Raw genomic sequence first — 16,629 nt, 5'->3', positions numbered from 1 at the left:
AACAGAAGGAACAGAAGGAACAGAAAATTAGAATACTTTTTTAAAAACATTGTAAATAGTATCTGCAAAAAATCATTAAAACCTTCAGTAGTAAAAGGATTCAATTTATTATTAATAAAAAAAACACTCCAAATAATTTGACTAAAATTTAAAAAGTAAGGGTTTTCTTGCAGACACTACACCATACACTTTATAAACCACGGCAGAAATTGTCATCTCTATTCATAGAAAAAAATATATTTTTAGAGCAAACGAGAGTGCTTTTGTCAATAAAAAAGAATATACAATGAAAATAATATATATTGTGGCTTATATATTATTTGGTAATAAACAATACGTTAAACATACACACAAAAATATGGTACAGAATTATCATTTAGACAATCTTCCACTGCGAACAGAGAAGCCAAGAAATGTTGGTTACACTATGGTGATGGATAAGGGGCTAAGTATAAGAGACGCAGAGGGATTAGTGGAGACAAGTGGAGAATATATAGATATAATTAAGTTAGGTTGGGCTACATCTTACCTATATCCAAAATTGGAGGAGAAAATACGAGTATATACATCGGCGGGAATCCCTGTATATTTTGGAGGTACACTCTTTGAAGCGTTTGTAGTAAGAAATCAATATGAATATTATAAAAAAGTATTGGATAAGTATAAATTAGAGTACGTGGAAGTGTCCGATGGCTCTTTAGATATGCCCCATGAAGAAAAATGTAGGTATATTTCAGACCTTGCTAAAAATTTTCGAGTGTTTTCTGAAGTCGGCTCCAAAGATGCATTAAAAATAATCCCCCCTTATAAGTGGATTATCCAAATGCAAAATGAATTAGATGCAGGTTCTTCAAAAGTAATAGGAGAAGCGAGAGAAGCAGGTAACGTCGGTATTTTCAGAGATTCGGGAGAGGTTCGTCAAGGTTTAGTAGAAGAGATATTAACAAAAATAGATATGGAAAAAATTATATGGGAAGCCCCTCAAAAGATGCAGCAGGTTTGGTTTATAAAGCTATTAGGTGCCAATGTCAACCTTGGTAATATTGCTCCGTCAGAAGTTATTCCCTTAGAAACAATCCGACTAGGTATAAGAAGCGATACCTTTTCTTTCTTTTTAAATACATAAAAAAATCATACAATTCATAAAACATACCTATAACAATGATCTTAAAAAATATATTACAAACAAATAAACTATACTTCGTTCTGTATTTGAAAGGCATAGCAGTAGGAATAGCCACTATTATACCAGGAATATCTGGAGGGACACTTGCATTTATAACAGGGGTATATGAAGATATGCTTTATTGCATACGATCGTTTGATTTACAAACTATAAAATTATTTACATCCTTCCAAATAAAAAAAGGATGGGAACGAATAAATGGAACTTTTTTACTTCTCTTTCTCTCGGGCTTGCTTACCAGCGTAATAGCTTTGGCAGATGTAGCTGTGTTTATACTTACTACCTATCCTATTTATACGATGTCATTTTTTTTAGGAGTAGTAGGTCTTTCCTCCATTATTGTTTTCATAGATATACATAAATGGGGTGTGGAAATAGTATTGTACTTTATTGTGGGTATTATTTTAGCATACATTACCACCATCTTATCTCCTATACAAGCCCCCAACGATGCATGGATCGTATTTATTGCAGGTTTTTTAGGAATTATAGCAATGATGCTTCCAGGAATTTCAGGGGGATTTGTGTTAGTTATCCTTAATCAATACCAATACATTCTCCAAGCCCTATCAGAATGGAATTTTTTTATTCTGATAGTGTTTGTTCTCGGAATTATCTCAGGACTTTTCTTATCATCCCGATTAATTACTTGGGTACTAGATAAATTTCATAACAAAGCCCTTTCTTTTTTATCGGGATTTACATTAGGATCATTAAATGAAATATGGCCTTGGAAAGTTTTCCACTACGGAATAAATGACATCGGAGAAAAAATAATTATAGCAGAAGATCATATAATGCCATGGCACTATATGGAAGAAACAAGGAAAGCTTCTCAATTTTTAGAAGCATCTCTTTTTTTTGTTTTGGGAATGGGAGTTGTAATCATTTTAGGAAAAATAGTAAAACAGATGAAAAAATAATGTATGAACCAGAAACGAAAAATAGCAACTGTATCTCTGTTGGTAGATGATTACGATAAAGCAATTGCTTTTTATACCAATGTATTATCTTTTTCTCTGATAGAAGATACAAAAATGAACGATTCAAAAAGATGGGTACTAGTAGCCCCTCAAGAAAGCGAATGCTCTATTCTTTTAGCAAAGGCATCAGATGAAGAACAAAAAAAATATATAGGAAGACAAACAGGAGGAAGGGTATTCCTTTTTTTACATACAGATAATTTTGAGAGAGATTATAAAAATCTTTTGGAAAACAAAGTAAACATTATAAGACAACCTTCTAACGAAGTATACGGAAGAGTATTAGTGTTTGAAGATATATATGGAAACCTTTGGGACCTTATAGAACCAAAATAAACAGTATTCTCTCATAAACAACCTACTCATCATTTGCATACCCAAAGCTATCAATAAAATACAAGATATTACCATTATCAAAAACACTAAAAAAAATGAAAATAGCAGTTATAGGAACAGGTTATGTAGGACTGGTCACAGGAACTTGCTTTGCAGAGACGGGGAATGACGTTATTTGTGTGGATATAAATGTAAAAAAAATAGAGGACTTAAAAAATAAAATACTCCCTATCTATGAACCTGGGTTAGATGTTCTTTTTGAAAAAAATATAAAGCATGAAAGACTACATTTTACTACTGACTTAGCAAGCGCAGTAGCAAATGCAGAAGTTATTTTTTTAGCATTACCAACCCCATCAGGAGAAGATGGCTCTGCAGACTTACAATATGTTCTCTCTGTTGCATATAGATTAGGAAGTTTGCTCAAAAAATATACTGTTATAGTAGATAAAAGCACAGTCCCCGTTGGAACAGCTGAAAAAGTGAGACAATGTATTCAAAAAGATGCAAAAGTAGAGTTTGACGTAGTATCTAACCCTGAATTTTTAAGAGAAGGCGTCGCTGTGGAAGATTTTATGAAGCCCGAACGTGTGGTACTAGGAACAGAATCCCCACAAGCAAAAAAAATTATGAATATATTATACGCTCCTTTTGTAAGACAAGGAAACCCTATTATTTTTATGGACGAACGCTCCGCAGAACTCACTAAATATGCTGCAAATGCTTTCTTGGCTACCAAAATAACTTTTATGAACGAGATAGCCAATATATGCGAATTATTAGGAGCCGATGTAGATATGGTCAGAAAAGGAATAGGCTCAGATAGCAGGATAGGAAAAAGATTTTTATTCCCTGGCATAGGATACGGAGGAAGCTGCTTCCCAAAAGATGTAAAAGCACTTATAAAATCCTCACAAGATACAGGGTATGACTTTAAAATACTAGAATCCGTCATCAAAATAAACGAAGCTCAAAAAATAAAATTAGTAGAAAGAGCAAAAATTTTTTTTAGAAATGAAATACAAGGAAAGACCTTTGCTTTTTGGGGACTTTCTTTTAAACCATATACCGATGATATAAGAGAAGCCCCAGCTTTAGAAAATATAAAACATTTTATAACATTAGGAGCAAAAATAAAAGTGTATGACCCCGAAGCAATGGAGAATACAAAACAGATATTCCAAGAAAATATAACATATTGTAAAGATGAATATGAAGTATTAGAAAATGCAGATGCTCTGTTTATAATGACAGAATGGTCAGAGTTTAGAACCCCCGATTTTGAAAAAATGAAGCAATTATTAAAAAAATACATTATTTTTGATGGAAGAAATGTATACGAAACAGAACAAATGAAACAATTAGGTTTTACTTATTTTAGCATAGGAAGAAAAGATATTATTATATGAATAAAAAAGTGATTATTACAGGTGGAGCGGGATATATTGGTTCCCATACAGCAATAGAGTTGCACAATAATGGTTTTACCCCTATCATAGTAGATAATTTTTATAATGCAGATAGCACCATTATCCCTCGCATAGAAAAAATTATAGAAACAAAAGTAAAATGCTATACGGGAGATTGCACGGACAATAGTTTTATAGAAAACATACTAAGAATAGAAAAGCAAGTTTTTGGAGTTATACACTTTGCTGCCTATAAAGCAGTAGGAGAATCCGTCCATAATCCTCTCAAATACTATAAAAATAATATTATTTCTATGATAGTATTTTTAGAACTCCTCAAAAAATATGATATACAAAATTTTATCTACTCTTCCTCATGCACCGTGTATGGAATACCCGATAACGTGCCTGTATTAGAGGATTCTCCTATCAAGCCACCCACATCTCCTTATGGAAATACAAAAAAAATATGCGAAGATATTTTACAAGATACCGTAAAAGCAGAAAATACCATAAAAGGAGTTATCCTGAGATATTTTAATCCCATAGGAGCTCATCCTACAGCTATTATCGGAGAATTTCCCAAAGGAACACCCAATAATTTACTCCCCTATATAACCCAAACAGCCGCAGGACTAAGAGAAAAAGTAACTATTTTTGGAAACGATTATCCTACCCCAGACGGAACCTGTATGAGAGATTATATTCACGTGGTAGATTTAGCAAAAGCACATATAGCCGCTCTTAATTGGATAGAAAACCAACCAATACACACCTGTGAAGTTTTTAATTTAGGAACAGGAAAAAGCAACTCTGTATTAGAAATAATACAACTTTTTCAAAAACTGAACGCAGTAAAAGTAAACTATGAAATAGGAAAAAGAAGAAGCGGCGATGTACCTACTATCTACGCAGATGTAATTAAATCAAAAAAAATACTGAATTGGGAAACAAAACTATCCCTAGAAGATGCCTTAGTGCATGCATGGAATTGGGAAAAATCTTTACGAAATAACTAAAACAATTCAATACTATATACTTACCATTATGTCTTTATTTAAAGTACCGACCCCTAAAAATGAACCCGTATTAAGTTACGCAAAAGGGACAAAAGAAAGAGAAGTATTAGCAGAATGTCTCAAAAATATGCGTTCTCGTGAAGAACATATTTATATGAACATAGGAGGAGAAGCAATCAAAGGGAAAAATAAAATAAGAATGTTTTGTCCCCATGACCATAAACATACCTTGGGCTACTTCTACGAAGGCGATGCTGACCATGTTCATAAAGCCATGGAAGCGTCTCTCCGAGCAAGAGAACAATGGAGTAAATTAGAGTGGGAGCAAAGAGCAAGTATTTTTTTGAAAGCAGCCGACTTAGCAGCTACTACCTATAGATATAAACTGAACGCCTCCACGATGTTAGCACAATCAAAAAATGTATACCAAGCAGAAATAGACGCCGCCTGTGAGTTCATAGATTTTCTAAGGTTTAACGTAGCTTTTATGCGTGAAATATACGAAACCCAACCCGAATCCTCACAAGGAGTATGGAACAGGATGGACTACAGAGCTTTAGAAGGATTTGTGTTTGCCATTACCCCATTTAATTTCTCGTCCATCGCAGGAAACTTAGCCGTTGCTCCCGCATTAATGGGAAATACAGTCATATGGAAACCCGCATACCAACAAGTATACTCTGCTAAAATAATTATGGATATTCTTACAGAAGCCGGATTACCTAAAGGTGTTATAAATCTTCTTTTGGTAGATGGACCAATTGCGGGCGATATTATTTTTAAAAACCCTCATTTTGCAGGTGTTCACTTTACAGGCAGCACCTCCGTCTTCCAACAGATATGGAAATCCATATCAAATAATATTCATACCTATAAGTCCTATCCTCGTATTGTGGGAGAAACAGGAGGAAAGGACTTTATAGTAGCTCATAATTCCGCTGACATCAAAGCATTAGCTACTGCTATTATACGAGGAGCTTTTGAATACCAAGGACAAAAATGCTCCGCCGCTTCAAGAGCATATATCCCCGATACCATTTGGGAAGAACTAAAAAATATTCTCATAAAAGAAGTCCAATCCCTTACAATAGGAGGACCTGAAAATTTTTATAACTTCATAAATGCAGTTATTGACGCAAAAGCATTTCAAAAAATTACAGGATATATTGAAAAAGCAAAAAAAAGCCCCGAAGTAACCATTATAACAGGCGGAAATTATGATGATACAGATGGATACTTTATAGAACCAACCATCCTCCTCACCACAGATTATAAGTATAGCACTATGTGTGAAGAAATATTTGGTCCTGTAATCACTATTTATGTTTACAAAGCACAAGAATTTCATTCCATATTAGAGGTGGTAAATAATACTTCCCCTTATGGACTCACAGGGGCTATTTTTTCCCAAGATAGATACGCTATTGCAATGGCTACGGACAAATTAAAAGATGCAGCTGGTAATTTATATATAAACGATAAACCAACAGGAGCAGTTGTGGGACAACAACCATTTGGCGGCGGTAGATACTCAGGAACAAATGATAAAGCTGGTTCTCTATTTAACCTCTTACGATGGGTACAACCCCGAACTATCAAAGAAAACTTTATCCCCCCACAAGATTATAAATATCCATTTCAACTATGAACACTTTCTCATATTGTTTCTGCTCATAAAATCCCGATTCCACTTTGCCAAGGTTCTAAAACTTTGGCAAAGTTTTTTTTTATGTACGCATGTAAAAAAAATAGTAAATATTTGAAATTAGGTGTGCCAATTTTTTTTTGGATTCCCTAATTTTTTTCGGTACACCTTTTTCCACAAAGGTACTATTTTGAAAAAAAAATCTTGAGTTGTAATCAACAGAGGCAACCACTTAAAATAATGGGCTATCCATATAGGTTTTCTTATACTTTATTATATAAAAAAAAACAGAGAAAAAAACAAAAATAAAGCAAGAAAAATTAAGAAATAATAAAACACATAAAAAGAAACTAATTTATGAAAGAGCATAATGAAACATAAGAGAGGATTCTAAAAATCCAAATCCTAAAAATCGTATCATTTTTTTGAAGAAATCAATTTTTAGAAACCACCTTATACTAATTGGAGCTTTATTTAATCTATCATACTTTTTGAATCACCACCCTTTTACAATAATAAGTTTGGCAATGAGTTTGCGATTTATCTTTTCCATTTTTATGACAGTCGCTTTTGCAACAGTAAGGGCATTTAACTTTATCTTTTCCCCAACATAATTCACGTAAACGATACCAACATTCGGAAGTATTTATCATTTTATGTATTTGTATCATTTTTACAAGTTTACATTAAAAAAATTTGAACATATACCAAAAATAATCAAAATAAGTATTATGTTATTATTTTTATTTTTTTACCAGTCTAAATCCTATTAAGAACCTAAGTTTAATAGATTCACGTTCAATGGATTAGAAAAAGTAGAGATGGATTTTTTATTGATGGCACTTGGTCATAATTTCAGAAAAATGATTACTTATGGAATATTATATTTAAAAATAACGTTTAAAATTATCAACACACGTTTAAAACGCACTTTTAAAATCGAAATCTTTAGTTTTACAACTAGTTACAAATCAAAAAAATCATAAATCTCATCCAAAATCAAAATATTTATAAAATGATTGCATAAAAAAACTGTCTTTTCGGGCACCCTCTGTGTTATAATTAAAAACAAAATTCATAATTTATAGTTCAAACAAATGGTTTATTTAGAAACAATAGAAAAAGCGAGAGAGGTGCTAAAAAATGTAATGAATATCACTCCTCTTCAAAAAAATATACATCTTTCAGAAAAATATCAAGCGGATATATATCTGAAAAGAGAGGATTTGAATACGGTGAGATCCTATAAAATAAGAGGTGCTTATAATAAGATATATCAGCTGAGTGATACAGAAAAAAAAATGGGTATTGTATGTGCCAGTGCGGGAAATCATGCACAGGGAGTGGCATATTCTTGTTATCATTTGAATATATATGGCAAAATCTATATGCCCATTCCCACTACCAAACAAAAAATAGAGCAGGTAAAAAGTTTTGGGAAGCAATTTGTAGAAGTTATTTTGACGGGAGATACCTTTGATGACGCCAATACAGAGGCAGTAAAAGAAGCAAAGCAGAAAGGATATTCTTTTATTCCACCCTTTGAAGATGAAAAAATTATTGAAGGACAAGGGACTGTTGCCTGTGAGATATTAGAGCAGATAGATAATAAACTAATAGATTATGTGGTTATTCCTATTGGTGGAGGTGGTTTGGTAGCAGGAATGGGCCTTTATTTTGATAGAAAAAGCCCATCTACCAAAATAATAGGAGTAGAACCACTTGGAGCACCATCTATGCAAAAGTCATTAGAAGCAAATATGCTCATTACTCTTCAAAATATAGATAAATTTGTAGACGGGGCAGCAGTAAAAAAAGTAGGAGCTATAAATTTTGAGATATGTAAAAAATTTTTAACACATCAAGATATAGTGCTTATCCCTGAAGGGAAGGTATGCACTACACTTTTGCAATTATATAATGAATCGGGAATAATTGTAGAACCTGCTGGTGCTTTATCTGTTTCAGCTCTTGATTTTATGAAAGAAACCATCAAAGGAAAAACAGTGGTCGTAATTATTAGTGGGGGGAATAATGATATTTTGAGAATGCCTGAAATTCAGCAAAGATCTATGCTTTACGAAGGTCTTATTCATTATTTTATTATTTATTTTTCTCAACGTGCAGGTGCATTAAAAGAATTTTTAGTCAATGTTCTAGGACCGAATGATGATATTATTCGTTTTGAATATACAAAAAAAACAAATAGAGAAAATGGACCTGCTATCATTGGGATACAGATAAAAAACAAAAATGATTATCAGCATTTAATAGAAAAAATGCGTAATAATCATATTGTTTTTGAGGATTTGGAAGATAAAATGGAACTTTTTGATGCTCTTGTTTAGTCCTCGATTTTCATTGTTCCTTGTGGTTTTGTTATTTTATAGTTAATAAAATCATCAGAAGCAACTAACCCTTCTCCACTATGGATTTCTCCATCAGATGTTATAGTAACATACTTTGAGGTATATACTTGTTTTGTATAAGGATCCCAGAACAATTCTTCTGTATGTAATGTATTGTTTGTTTGTTTATTGATTATGATAACATTCCCTACTCCTTTATACAGGTTTGTTTCGTGGGTATATTCTGCATATTGAGATTCAAAAGTAGATATAATGTCTTTATTTTTATCATAAAATTCCAGAAAAATACCTTTTTCAAAAATCTTATTTCCATTTTCGTACTGTTGCTGCAGTGGAGCTTTCATTCGTATTTTTACTCTTGCAGAGTCACTGTATAAAATAATGACGTTTTTCATTTCTATGGAAGGACCTTTGTAAAGAATAGGAATAGTATTTGGAGTATTGTGTGTAATATCACAAGCAACAAACAAACAAACAAAACATGAATACAAAAAAATGGATATGTGTTCAATTTTTATGTTGTTTTTCACTTACTCATCATCTCTTACTTGGATAAGAATTTGTGTGTCTATCCAACATCCGATGCTTACCATATCTTTTTCTTTTAATCCTTCATTGAATATTTCTTCTACGGATGGAAATTGTTTTCTTGTTTTTTGCATTTCTTCTTTATTTCCTGCTTTTTTATACATTTCATAAGCTGCAATAAATACGGCTCTATCTTTTACTTTACTCTTCCCTTCTCTGCATTCATTATAGCTAGACAAGTAGAGATTCCCAATAAAAGTATATGCTTCGGTTTCATTAGATGTATGAGCTGATATGGATTTACGGGCGTATTCCCTTGCTGTTACTTTGTCTTCTTTCTTTTTATATACTTTTGCAAGATCTAAATAGATATCGGATACTTTTTGTTTATCATTTTTTTCATTTGCAAGCGAAAGAGCTGAATTATAATATTCTAATGCTTCTGTAATTTTATTTTCAGTTGCGAGCTCCTTAGCAATAATAAGAGCAAAATCAACAGACGGTTGTGCTTTTTGGATTACTTTCAGAGAAATAAGATATAAGGGGCTTTCATTGCATTTACCTGCTACGAGAATTTTAAATAGTTTTTTTGCACTTTGAACGTTATTAGGATCGGTTTTGAGTTTGTCTCCAAAATTTTTCTCTATAAATTCACAGTTTACTTTTACTATACTGGTAAGAATATCATCTACTGTCCCGCTTATTTTTTCTATTTTCTTTATGTTATCGGTATTTTTTTCCGCATTAAGTTTTGCTTCTAAAACTTCATCTAATTCAAAGTAGTATGCAAATATTTTTTCGTCAGTTATGCTACCACCCGATTGTTTATACCGTCTTATGATATCCATAAACGCTACTATATTTTCTTCTAATGTTTCTGACTTGTTCAAACGAAATACTTTTTCTAAGATTTCTATGAGTTGTATATATTTTCCTGTGTTATCTTTCCAATATTTGTAAGCAGTTATTGCTTGTCTATTGAGAACTTTTCCTTCTTCGTTAAAATATTTTATTCTACGATCATACATATCCAACGCTTTTTCTTGATACTCTATTTTTTTTTGAGCATTGGTCTCTTTCTCTGCAAGGTTTTCGTATATCTTCGCCCCGTTAATATAAATAGCTTTATTTAAGTCGGGGGTATTTTCTAAGAGCCATGCGTGTGGTTCAACTGCATTTTCAAATTGACCTTGTTTTACATAGTCATTATAAACAGCATTACGTTCTTCGGCTGCAGATCTTTTTTCAGGATCTTCGGGCCATTTAAACCCACCTTGTGCATTCACAAAATGTACACTGAGTACACAAAAAAAACCAATTGTAAACCTAAAAATAATTTTTCTTTTTCGATCCATATAATATGTTTTTATTTTTAAATAGCGTAATTAAAATTTTAATTGAGTAAATATATTTTTTTTATAGATAAGTAATATTATTAATAAAATTATTAATAAAAAAATAGTATTTTTTTATTAATTTTTGTAATGTTCTCAAAGTATTGTATAAAAAATGTTTCCGTATATGTTTTTAGTTATCTTTTATTTTTTTTTACACCCTTTTCATATCGGTGTTTGTGAGGTTTTAATAGATGCCCAAGATTATTCTTTTGAAGTATCTCAAAAAGTTTTTTTAGATGATATAGAAAGTTCTTTCAAAGAAATGTATAAATGGGAGAACCTTGATATAGTAAAACCTGATAATAAAGCGAGGTTGGATAGTATTATACAGCATTATTTCTTAGAAAATATTACATTATATAATTCAGATGAAGCAATACCGTTTTCCTTTTTAGGATATGAGATAGAAAAAGATATTTTATGGGTGTATATGGAAAGTAAGCCGCAAAAAAACATGAATACTTTTTTTATACAGAATACGGTATTGATGGATATTTTTTCAGATCAGGTAAATATAATACACTGCAAAAAAGATAATGTTTCACATTCTATCAAGTTAGAAAAAGATAGGAAAAAATCAATACTCGTATTAGAAAAATAAAAAAAGTGAAGTAATTTCTTTCATAAAAGAAAAAACTTCACTTTTATAGAATGAAAAAAATAATATAGAACTATTTTTTAGATGGTTTCATTGTTTTGTTCATGAGGCATATCGCTTTTTGTATATGAGATATCACTCTTTATAGTTTTCAGATGGAGGTACAGGAAGATGCTCTGTTGAATTAGTTTTATTTTTTTTATATGTTTTCTTTTGTTTTTCTTCAGTTTGTAAATTGTCGTCTGAATTGTTTTTTATTTGTTCCGATTTTTTAGACATATCCAAGGAAGACAAGTTCTGAATGGGTTCTATAAATATGTTATTGATATCCGCGTTATTTATATCAGACATCTCTTTTAGATATTCTTTTGTCTTTTCTGTTGCTGGTGCATGAGTAAATGAATGAGAAATGGAACATTTTTTATCTTCTTTAGAAAAATCCATTATTATAAAATCAAGTTCTTCTCCAACTTTTCCATGGGATCCGTCTTGTTTGATTAAGTTTTTATGGGTACAGAATCCTTCTATGCGAAAAGCTAACTCTACAATATACCCCCTTTCTACTTTTGCAATTACAGTTCCTTTATGGGTGGATCCTTTTATAAAAGAAGATTCTGCTATTTCCCAAGGATTTTGTTGTAAATGTTTATGACTTAGTCCGAGTCTTCTAGTTTCAGGGTATATTTCTATGACTTTTACTTCTATTTTATCGTTTATATTAGTAAATTCTGACGGATGTTTTATTTTTTTTGTCCAACTGAGATCGGATATATGTGCTAGTCCATCTATTCCTTCTTCCAACTCTATAAACAATCCGTATGTAGTTAAATTTTTTACAGTTCCTGTATGTACTGATCCTACAGCATATTTGGTAACGAGGTCTGCTTTTTTCCAGGGATCTTCTGTTAGTTGTTTTATTCCGAGTGACATTTTTTTTCCTTCCCTATCTAATGTAAGAACTACTGCTGTAACCAGGTCTCCTATTTTAATGAAATCCATAGGATTTCTCATGTGTTGAGACCATGACATTTCTGAAACATGGATGAGGCCTTCCACTCCTGGAACTATTTCCATAAAAACCCCATAATCTGCTACATTTACAATTTTTCCTGTTACCACAGAACCAATGATAATACTATCCGGAAGAGATTCCCATGGGTGATCTGATAATTGTTTCATTCCTAAAGAGATTCGTTTTTTATTTTCATCAAAATCTAAAATGACCACATTTATTTTCTGCCCATCGTGCAAGAAATCTCGAGGGTTTGTTACCCTACCCCATGAAATATCTGTAATGTGCAAAAGCCCATCTACTCCACCTAAATCTACAAATGCTCCAAAATCAGTTATATTTTTAATTTCACCCTCTCTAATTTGCCCTCTTTCCAAACTGTTGAGTACGATTGCTTTGCTCTCTTCCAGATATTTCTCCATAAGGGCTTTATGAGAAACAATAACATTATCTTTTGTAAGATTAATTTTTAGTATTTTTACTTCTATTTTTTTATTTACATAAATATTATAGTCCTTAATGGGTTTCGTATCTATTTGTGATCCTGGCAAGAATGCTTCTATTCCAAATATGTCTATAATAAGTCCCCCCTTAGTTCTACGTTTTACTAATCCTTCTATAACTGTCTGATTTTCTAAAGCTTCTTTTATATCTGTCCATGCTTTTACAATTAAAGCTTTTTTATGTGAAAGAACCAATTGCCCTTTTTCATTTTCTTGCTCTTCTATATAAACTTCTACACTATCCCCTACTTTTAGGTTATCGATGTCTCTAAACTCTGTTATAGGAAGTGAACCATCGGATTTAAACCCTACATTTACTAAAACTTCTTTGTTTGATATAGAAACAATATTTCCCATAATAACACCTTTTTCAGTCATGTTATTATGTATTGTTTTTTCTATATCTTCTTCCATGGCTTTCCTTACTTTATCGGAATACTCTTCTATAAAAATTTTATGAGAATACTTACCCCAATCAAAAACTTCTGTTTCTATACTATCTTTTTTTAAATTATCTTGCATTTTATAGCGATCTTTTTTTACATATAGCTTTAAGATCATCAAACTATACCTTTTATTAAAATTATATAAACTTTACGGTAATTACAATATTATGATTATGGTATGTTTTAAAGAAGAATTTTATATAATTCTATCTATAAATATATTTGAAAATCAAAATTACACTTTTTTTAAAAAACTTATAAAACTTAAAAAATATTTGCTTGTTTTTTTTATTTAGAGTAGAAAAATATATTTTTTACTCAAAATATTTTAAATAATTTTATTTTAGATTTTTAATAATATAATATCTATAATAAAAATCAGTAATATATAATCAACCAAATAGTACTTCATTTTAATGTTCAAATAAAATATAAAAAGAATAGTATGGAACAGGTAGCACTTAAACAAGCTGAAAAGTGGATTTATTCAAAAAATGTAGATATATTGACCAAAATACATATACAACAAATGATAAACAAAGGGGATAAGAGTATGCTCATAGAATCTTTTCATACGAGTTTGGAATTTGGAACAGGTGGGATTCGTGGTATTATGGGAGTAGGTTCTAATAGAATTAATAAATATACTATTGGAATGGCTACCCAAGGAATTGCAAATTATTTACATCATACTTTTCCAAAAGAAAAAAAAAAAAAGGTTGCTATTAGTTTTGATAGTAGGAACAAGAGTGATTTTTTTGCTGATATTACAGCAAGTATTTTTTCTGCTAACGGGATAATGGTATATCTTTTTGCAGAATTACATCCCACGCCTCTTCTTTCTTTTGCTGTGAGGCATTTTAGTTGCCATTGCGGTGTTATGATTACCGCAAGTCATAATCCAAAAGAATATAATGGATATAAAGCATATTGGAATGATGGGGCACAGGTGGTATATCCTCACGATACAAATATTATAAAAGAAGTAAATGATATTAGCTTAGATGATGTCAAATTTGAAAAAAAATCTACTCTTATAAAAAGTATTACAAAAGAGTTGGATGAACTCTATATTTCTAAAATATTATCTTTAGGTTACCATAATGCAAATACAGAATATAAAAAGAATTTAAAAATAGTATACTCTTCTATTCATGGAACAGGTATAACCCTTGTGCCTGCTATTCTGCAAAGATTAGGATTTGAAAATCTACACATTGTAGAAGAACAAGCAAGCCCCGATGGTAATTTTCCTACTGTTATTTATCCCAATCCGGAAGAGAGAGAAGCTTTCACTCTGGCTATTAGAAAAGCTATACAAATAAATGCGGACATTATACTGACTACGGATCCCGATGCAGATAGAGTAGGTGTCGGTATCAAAAATTTAACCGGAGAATACCAACTTTTGAATGGAAATCAAACGGCATCACTCCTTATATATTATATATTAGAAAAACTAAAAGAAACAAATACACTTTATTCACATAAATATATTGTAAAGACGATAGTAACCACAGATCTTCTTGCCGTTATGGCGGAAAAATATAATATAAAATGTTACGATACTCTTACGGGTTTCAAGCATATTGCATCCCTTATAAAAAAATTAGAGGGAAAAGAAGAGTTTATTGCGGGAGGAGAAGAAAGTTATGGATATCTAGTAGGTGATTTTGTAAGGGATAAAGATGCTGTTGCTTCTTGTGCTTTTATAGCAGAAATGGCTGCTTTCACACAACAAAACCAAATACCTATATACCAATTATTAGAGAATATTTCTATTCTCTTTGGGCTTTTTGAAGAAAAACTGGTTTCTTTCACAAAAAAAGGAATACAAGGACAACAAGAGATACAAAAGATGATGGATAATTATAGAAAAAATCCTCCTCGAATGATTAATAAGTCACCTGTTATAAGTATAAAAGATTATCTATCAGGAGAAGAAAAAAATTTACAAACAAATACAGTATCTTTGTTAGAACTTCCAAAATCTGATGTGATGCAACTATTTACAGAAGACGGAAGTAAAATTTCAATACGACCATCAGGAACGGAGCCAAAAATAAAAATTTATATAACAGTACGTGAAAAATCTATTTCTTCCGAAAATATAGAAGAAAACAGAAAAAAACTTCAAAAAAATATAGAAAACATAATTATTGATATGAATTTGAAATAATATGAGAAAAAAAAAGGTTTTATTTCTCAAAAGTATAAAAAAGAAAAATAAATGTTAACTTTGTAAAAACATATAATATAAAAGGTCAAGTGGCCGAGAGGTTAGGCAGAGCTCTGCAAAAGCTCCCACGGCGGTTCGAATCCGTTCTTGACCTCCTTTATATAAAAGTAACAAAAAAAGAATAGTTTTTTAGAAATGTTCTTTTTTGTTCATAAAAATTATGGTCTAACACTTTATTATTATTAACAAAAATTAATATGAATTAGCTGATGGATCATAGTTTAAATCGTTGTAATGACAAGAGAATAAAAAGTTATAAACGTTGTGTAAATTCGAGTATTTTAGGAGATAATTTACATCGTATTGGCTATCAATTAATCAGATTATAAAAAAGGTGGGTTAGTAAAACATAAAAAATACAAAGATGTTACTTAAACCAAAGTATCTGTGCAAATTTCTGGACACGTCAGGAAAACTACAGTTTTTAATGAATGTTTTTACTCATTTTATTAAAAATTACTAAAAAACTTCTAAAAGTAAAATTACAAAAAAACTCTAAGAAACTTGACTGAAAATTAAAAATTAAGAGTTTTCTTGTATACACTAATTACCAATTATGAAAAAAGGGGTTTATTATAAAAAATCAATTTTTAGAATTCTTTTATAAATATTTTTTTATTTTATATATAATTTTATGATTTTTCTAATAAAAAAGTGTATTTTTATTTTAAAAAAAAGATATTAAAAAAAAATGCTAATTTGTAATTATATATATTGTGTGACAATTATATAACAATATCTTAAACACTCCTTGATAGCTCAGTTGGTTAGAGCATCTGACTGTTAATCAGAGGGTCACTGGTTCAAGTCCAGTTCAGGGAGCTTACACATGGTGATACATTTGAGATTGGTTTCAAAAACTATAACCTGCTTTTGAACCATAGTACTTAGTATATATCTCAAAATACCTTACAAATCAATATTCTTTCAATTTTTTTCTATTTTCAATATAAATATTT

12 protein-coding genes and 2 tRNA genes are annotated in these 16,629 nt (G+C 30.9%); 11 read left to right on the top strand and 3 right to left on the bottom strand.

Annotated features, from left to right (window positions below):
- Positions 1 to 286 precede the first annotated feature (286 nt).
- The 7 genes from QM536_06205 (at position 287) to ilvA (ending at position 8,926) form a co-directional block, all read left to right on the top strand.
- The gene (locus QM536_06205; protein MDI9356596.1) at positions 287 to 1,126 is read left to right on the top strand and encodes a phosphosulfolactate synthase; all 840 of its coding nucleotides are present in this window, start codon (positions 287 to 289) and stop codon (positions 1,124 to 1,126) included.
- A 35-nt stretch (positions 1,127 to 1,161) separates the two neighbouring features.
- Positions 1,162 to 2,109: a DUF368 domain-containing protein gene (locus QM536_06200; GenBank protein ID MDI9356595.1), complete on the top strand. Its 948-nt coding sequence runs from the start codon at positions 1,162 to 1,164 to the stop codon at positions 2,107 to 2,109.
- A gap of 3 nt (positions 2,110 to 2,112) precedes the next feature.
- The gene (locus QM536_06195) at positions 2,113 to 2,505 is read left to right on the top strand and encodes a VOC family protein (protein MDI9356594.1); all 393 of its coding nucleotides are present in this window, start codon (positions 2,113 to 2,115) and stop codon (positions 2,503 to 2,505) included.
- A gap of 95 nt (positions 2,506 to 2,600) precedes the next feature.
- On the top strand, positions 2,601 to 3,914 hold the full coding sequence (locus QM536_06190) for a UDP-glucose/GDP-mannose dehydrogenase family protein (GenBank protein ID MDI9356593.1): 1,314 nt from the start codon (positions 2,601 to 2,603) through the stop codon (positions 3,912 to 3,914).
- A complete protein-coding gene (gene galE, locus QM536_06185) occupies positions 3,911 to 4,933 on the top strand; it encodes a UDP-glucose 4-epimerase GalE (GenBank protein ID MDI9356592.1) in 1,023 nt (340 codons plus the stop codon). Before QM536_06190 ends, galE begins: the two co-directional genes overlap by 4 nt.
- 28 nt (positions 4,934 to 4,961) lie before the next feature.
- A complete protein-coding gene (gene pruA, locus QM536_06180) occupies positions 4,962 to 6,581 on the top strand; it encodes an L-glutamate gamma-semialdehyde dehydrogenase (GenBank protein MDI9356591.1) in 1,620 nt (539 codons plus the stop codon).
- 1,094 nt (positions 6,582 to 7,675) lie between these two features.
- On the top strand, positions 7,676 to 8,926 hold the full coding sequence (ilvA, locus tag QM536_06175) for a threonine ammonia-lyase (GenBank protein MDI9356590.1): 1,251 nt from the start codon (positions 7,676 to 7,678) through the stop codon (positions 8,924 to 8,926).
- Here the strand turns inward: ilvA and lptC are convergent.
- Together lptC and QM536_06165 are read right to left on the bottom strand one after the other, a co-directional pair.
- A complete protein-coding gene (gene lptC, locus QM536_06170) occupies positions 8,923 to 9,438 on the bottom strand; it encodes an LPS export ABC transporter periplasmic protein LptC (protein MDI9356589.1) in 516 nt (171 codons plus the stop codon). The two genes, ilvA and lptC, sit on opposite strands and share 4 nt — an antisense overlap.
- A 39-nt stretch (positions 9,439 to 9,477) precedes the next feature.
- Positions 9,478 to 10,830 (bottom strand): hypothetical protein, encoded by a 1,353-nt coding sequence (locus QM536_06165; protein ID MDI9356588.1) that lies wholly within the window; start codon positions 10,828 to 10,830, stop codon positions 9,478 to 9,480.
- Between the two features lie 154 nt (positions 10,831 to 10,984).
- Here QM536_06165 and QM536_06160 point away from each other — a divergent pair, with 154 nt between their 5' ends.
- Positions 10,985 to 11,473, top strand: coding sequence for a hypothetical protein (locus QM536_06160; GenBank protein MDI9356587.1), 489 nt, complete (start codon positions 10,985 to 10,987; stop codon positions 11,471 to 11,473).
- Positions 11,474 to 11,605: 132 nt separating this feature from the next.
- On the opposite strand, the gene rpsA is transcribed toward QM536_06160, so the two are convergent.
- Entirely contained in the window at positions 11,606 to 13,507 is a 1,902-nt protein-coding gene (rpsA, locus tag QM536_06155) for a 30S ribosomal protein S1 (protein MDI9356586.1), read from the bottom strand.
- A gap of 369 nt (positions 13,508 to 13,876) precedes the next feature.
- On the opposite strand from rpsA, the gene QM536_06150 reads away from it, so the two are divergent.
- The 3 genes from QM536_06150 to QM536_06140 all read left to right on the top strand — a co-directional run bounded on the left by QM536_06150 (position 13,877) and on the right by QM536_06140 (position 16,492).
- On the top strand, positions 13,877 to 15,610 hold the full coding sequence (locus tag QM536_06150; protein MDI9356585.1) for a phospho-sugar mutase: 1,734 nt from the start codon (positions 13,877 to 13,879) through the stop codon (positions 15,608 to 15,610).
- 83 nt (positions 15,611 to 15,693) lie between these two features.
- A tRNA-Cys gene (locus QM536_06145) sits at positions 15,694 to 15,764 on the top strand.
- Positions 15,765 to 16,418: 654 nt separating this feature from the next.
- Positions 16,419 to 16,492: transfer RNA gene (locus tag QM536_06140), tRNA-Asn, on the top strand.
- Positions 16,493 to 16,629 lie beyond the last annotated feature (137 nt).

Source organism: Chitinophagaceae bacterium (assembly GCA_030053935.1).
Lineage (GTDB): Bacteria > Bacteroidota > Bacteroidia > Cytophagales > JASGCU01 > JASGCU01.
Note: the sequence above shows the minus strand (reverse complement) of the source record. Positions and strands in the feature narration are given on the sequence as shown.

Excerpts from the sequence above, each read along its gene's own strand:
- QM536_06205 (MDI9356596.1), top strand. The coding sequence starts at position 287 with ATGAAAATAATATATATTGTGGCTTATATATTATTTGGTAATAAACAA.
- QM536_06200 (MDI9356595.1), top strand. The coding sequence starts at position 1,162 with ATGATCTTAAAAAATATATTACAAACAAATAAACTATACTTCGTTCTG.
- QM536_06195 (MDI9356594.1), top strand. The coding sequence starts at position 2,113 with ATGAACCAGAAACGAAAAATAGCAACTGTATCTCTGTTGGTAGATGAT.
- QM536_06190 (MDI9356593.1), top strand. The coding sequence starts at position 2,601 with ATGAAAATAGCAGTTATAGGAACAGGTTATGTAGGACTGGTCACAGGA.
- galE (MDI9356592.1), top strand. The coding sequence starts at position 3,911 with ATGAATAAAAAAGTGATTATTACAGGTGGAGCGGGATATATTGGTTCC.
- pruA (MDI9356591.1), top strand. The coding sequence starts at position 4,962 with ATGTCTTTATTTAAAGTACCGACCCCTAAAAATGAACCCGTATTAAGT.
- ilvA (MDI9356590.1), top strand. The coding sequence starts at position 7,676 with ATGGTTTATTTAGAAACAATAGAAAAAGCGAGAGAGGTGCTAAAAAAT.
- QM536_06165 (MDI9356588.1), bottom strand. The coding sequence starts at position 10,830 with ATGGATCGAAAAAGAAAAATTATTTTTAGGTTTACAATTGGTTTTTTT.
- QM536_06160 (MDI9356587.1), top strand. The coding sequence starts at position 10,985 with ATGTTTCCGTATATGTTTTTAGTTATCTTTTATTTTTTTTTACACCCT.
- rpsA (MDI9356586.1), bottom strand. The coding sequence starts at position 13,507 with ATGCAAGATAATTTAAAAAAAGATAGTATAGAAACAGAAGTTTTTGAT.
- QM536_06150 (MDI9356585.1), top strand. The coding sequence starts at position 13,877 with ATGGAACAGGTAGCACTTAAACAAGCTGAAAAGTGGATTTATTCAAAA.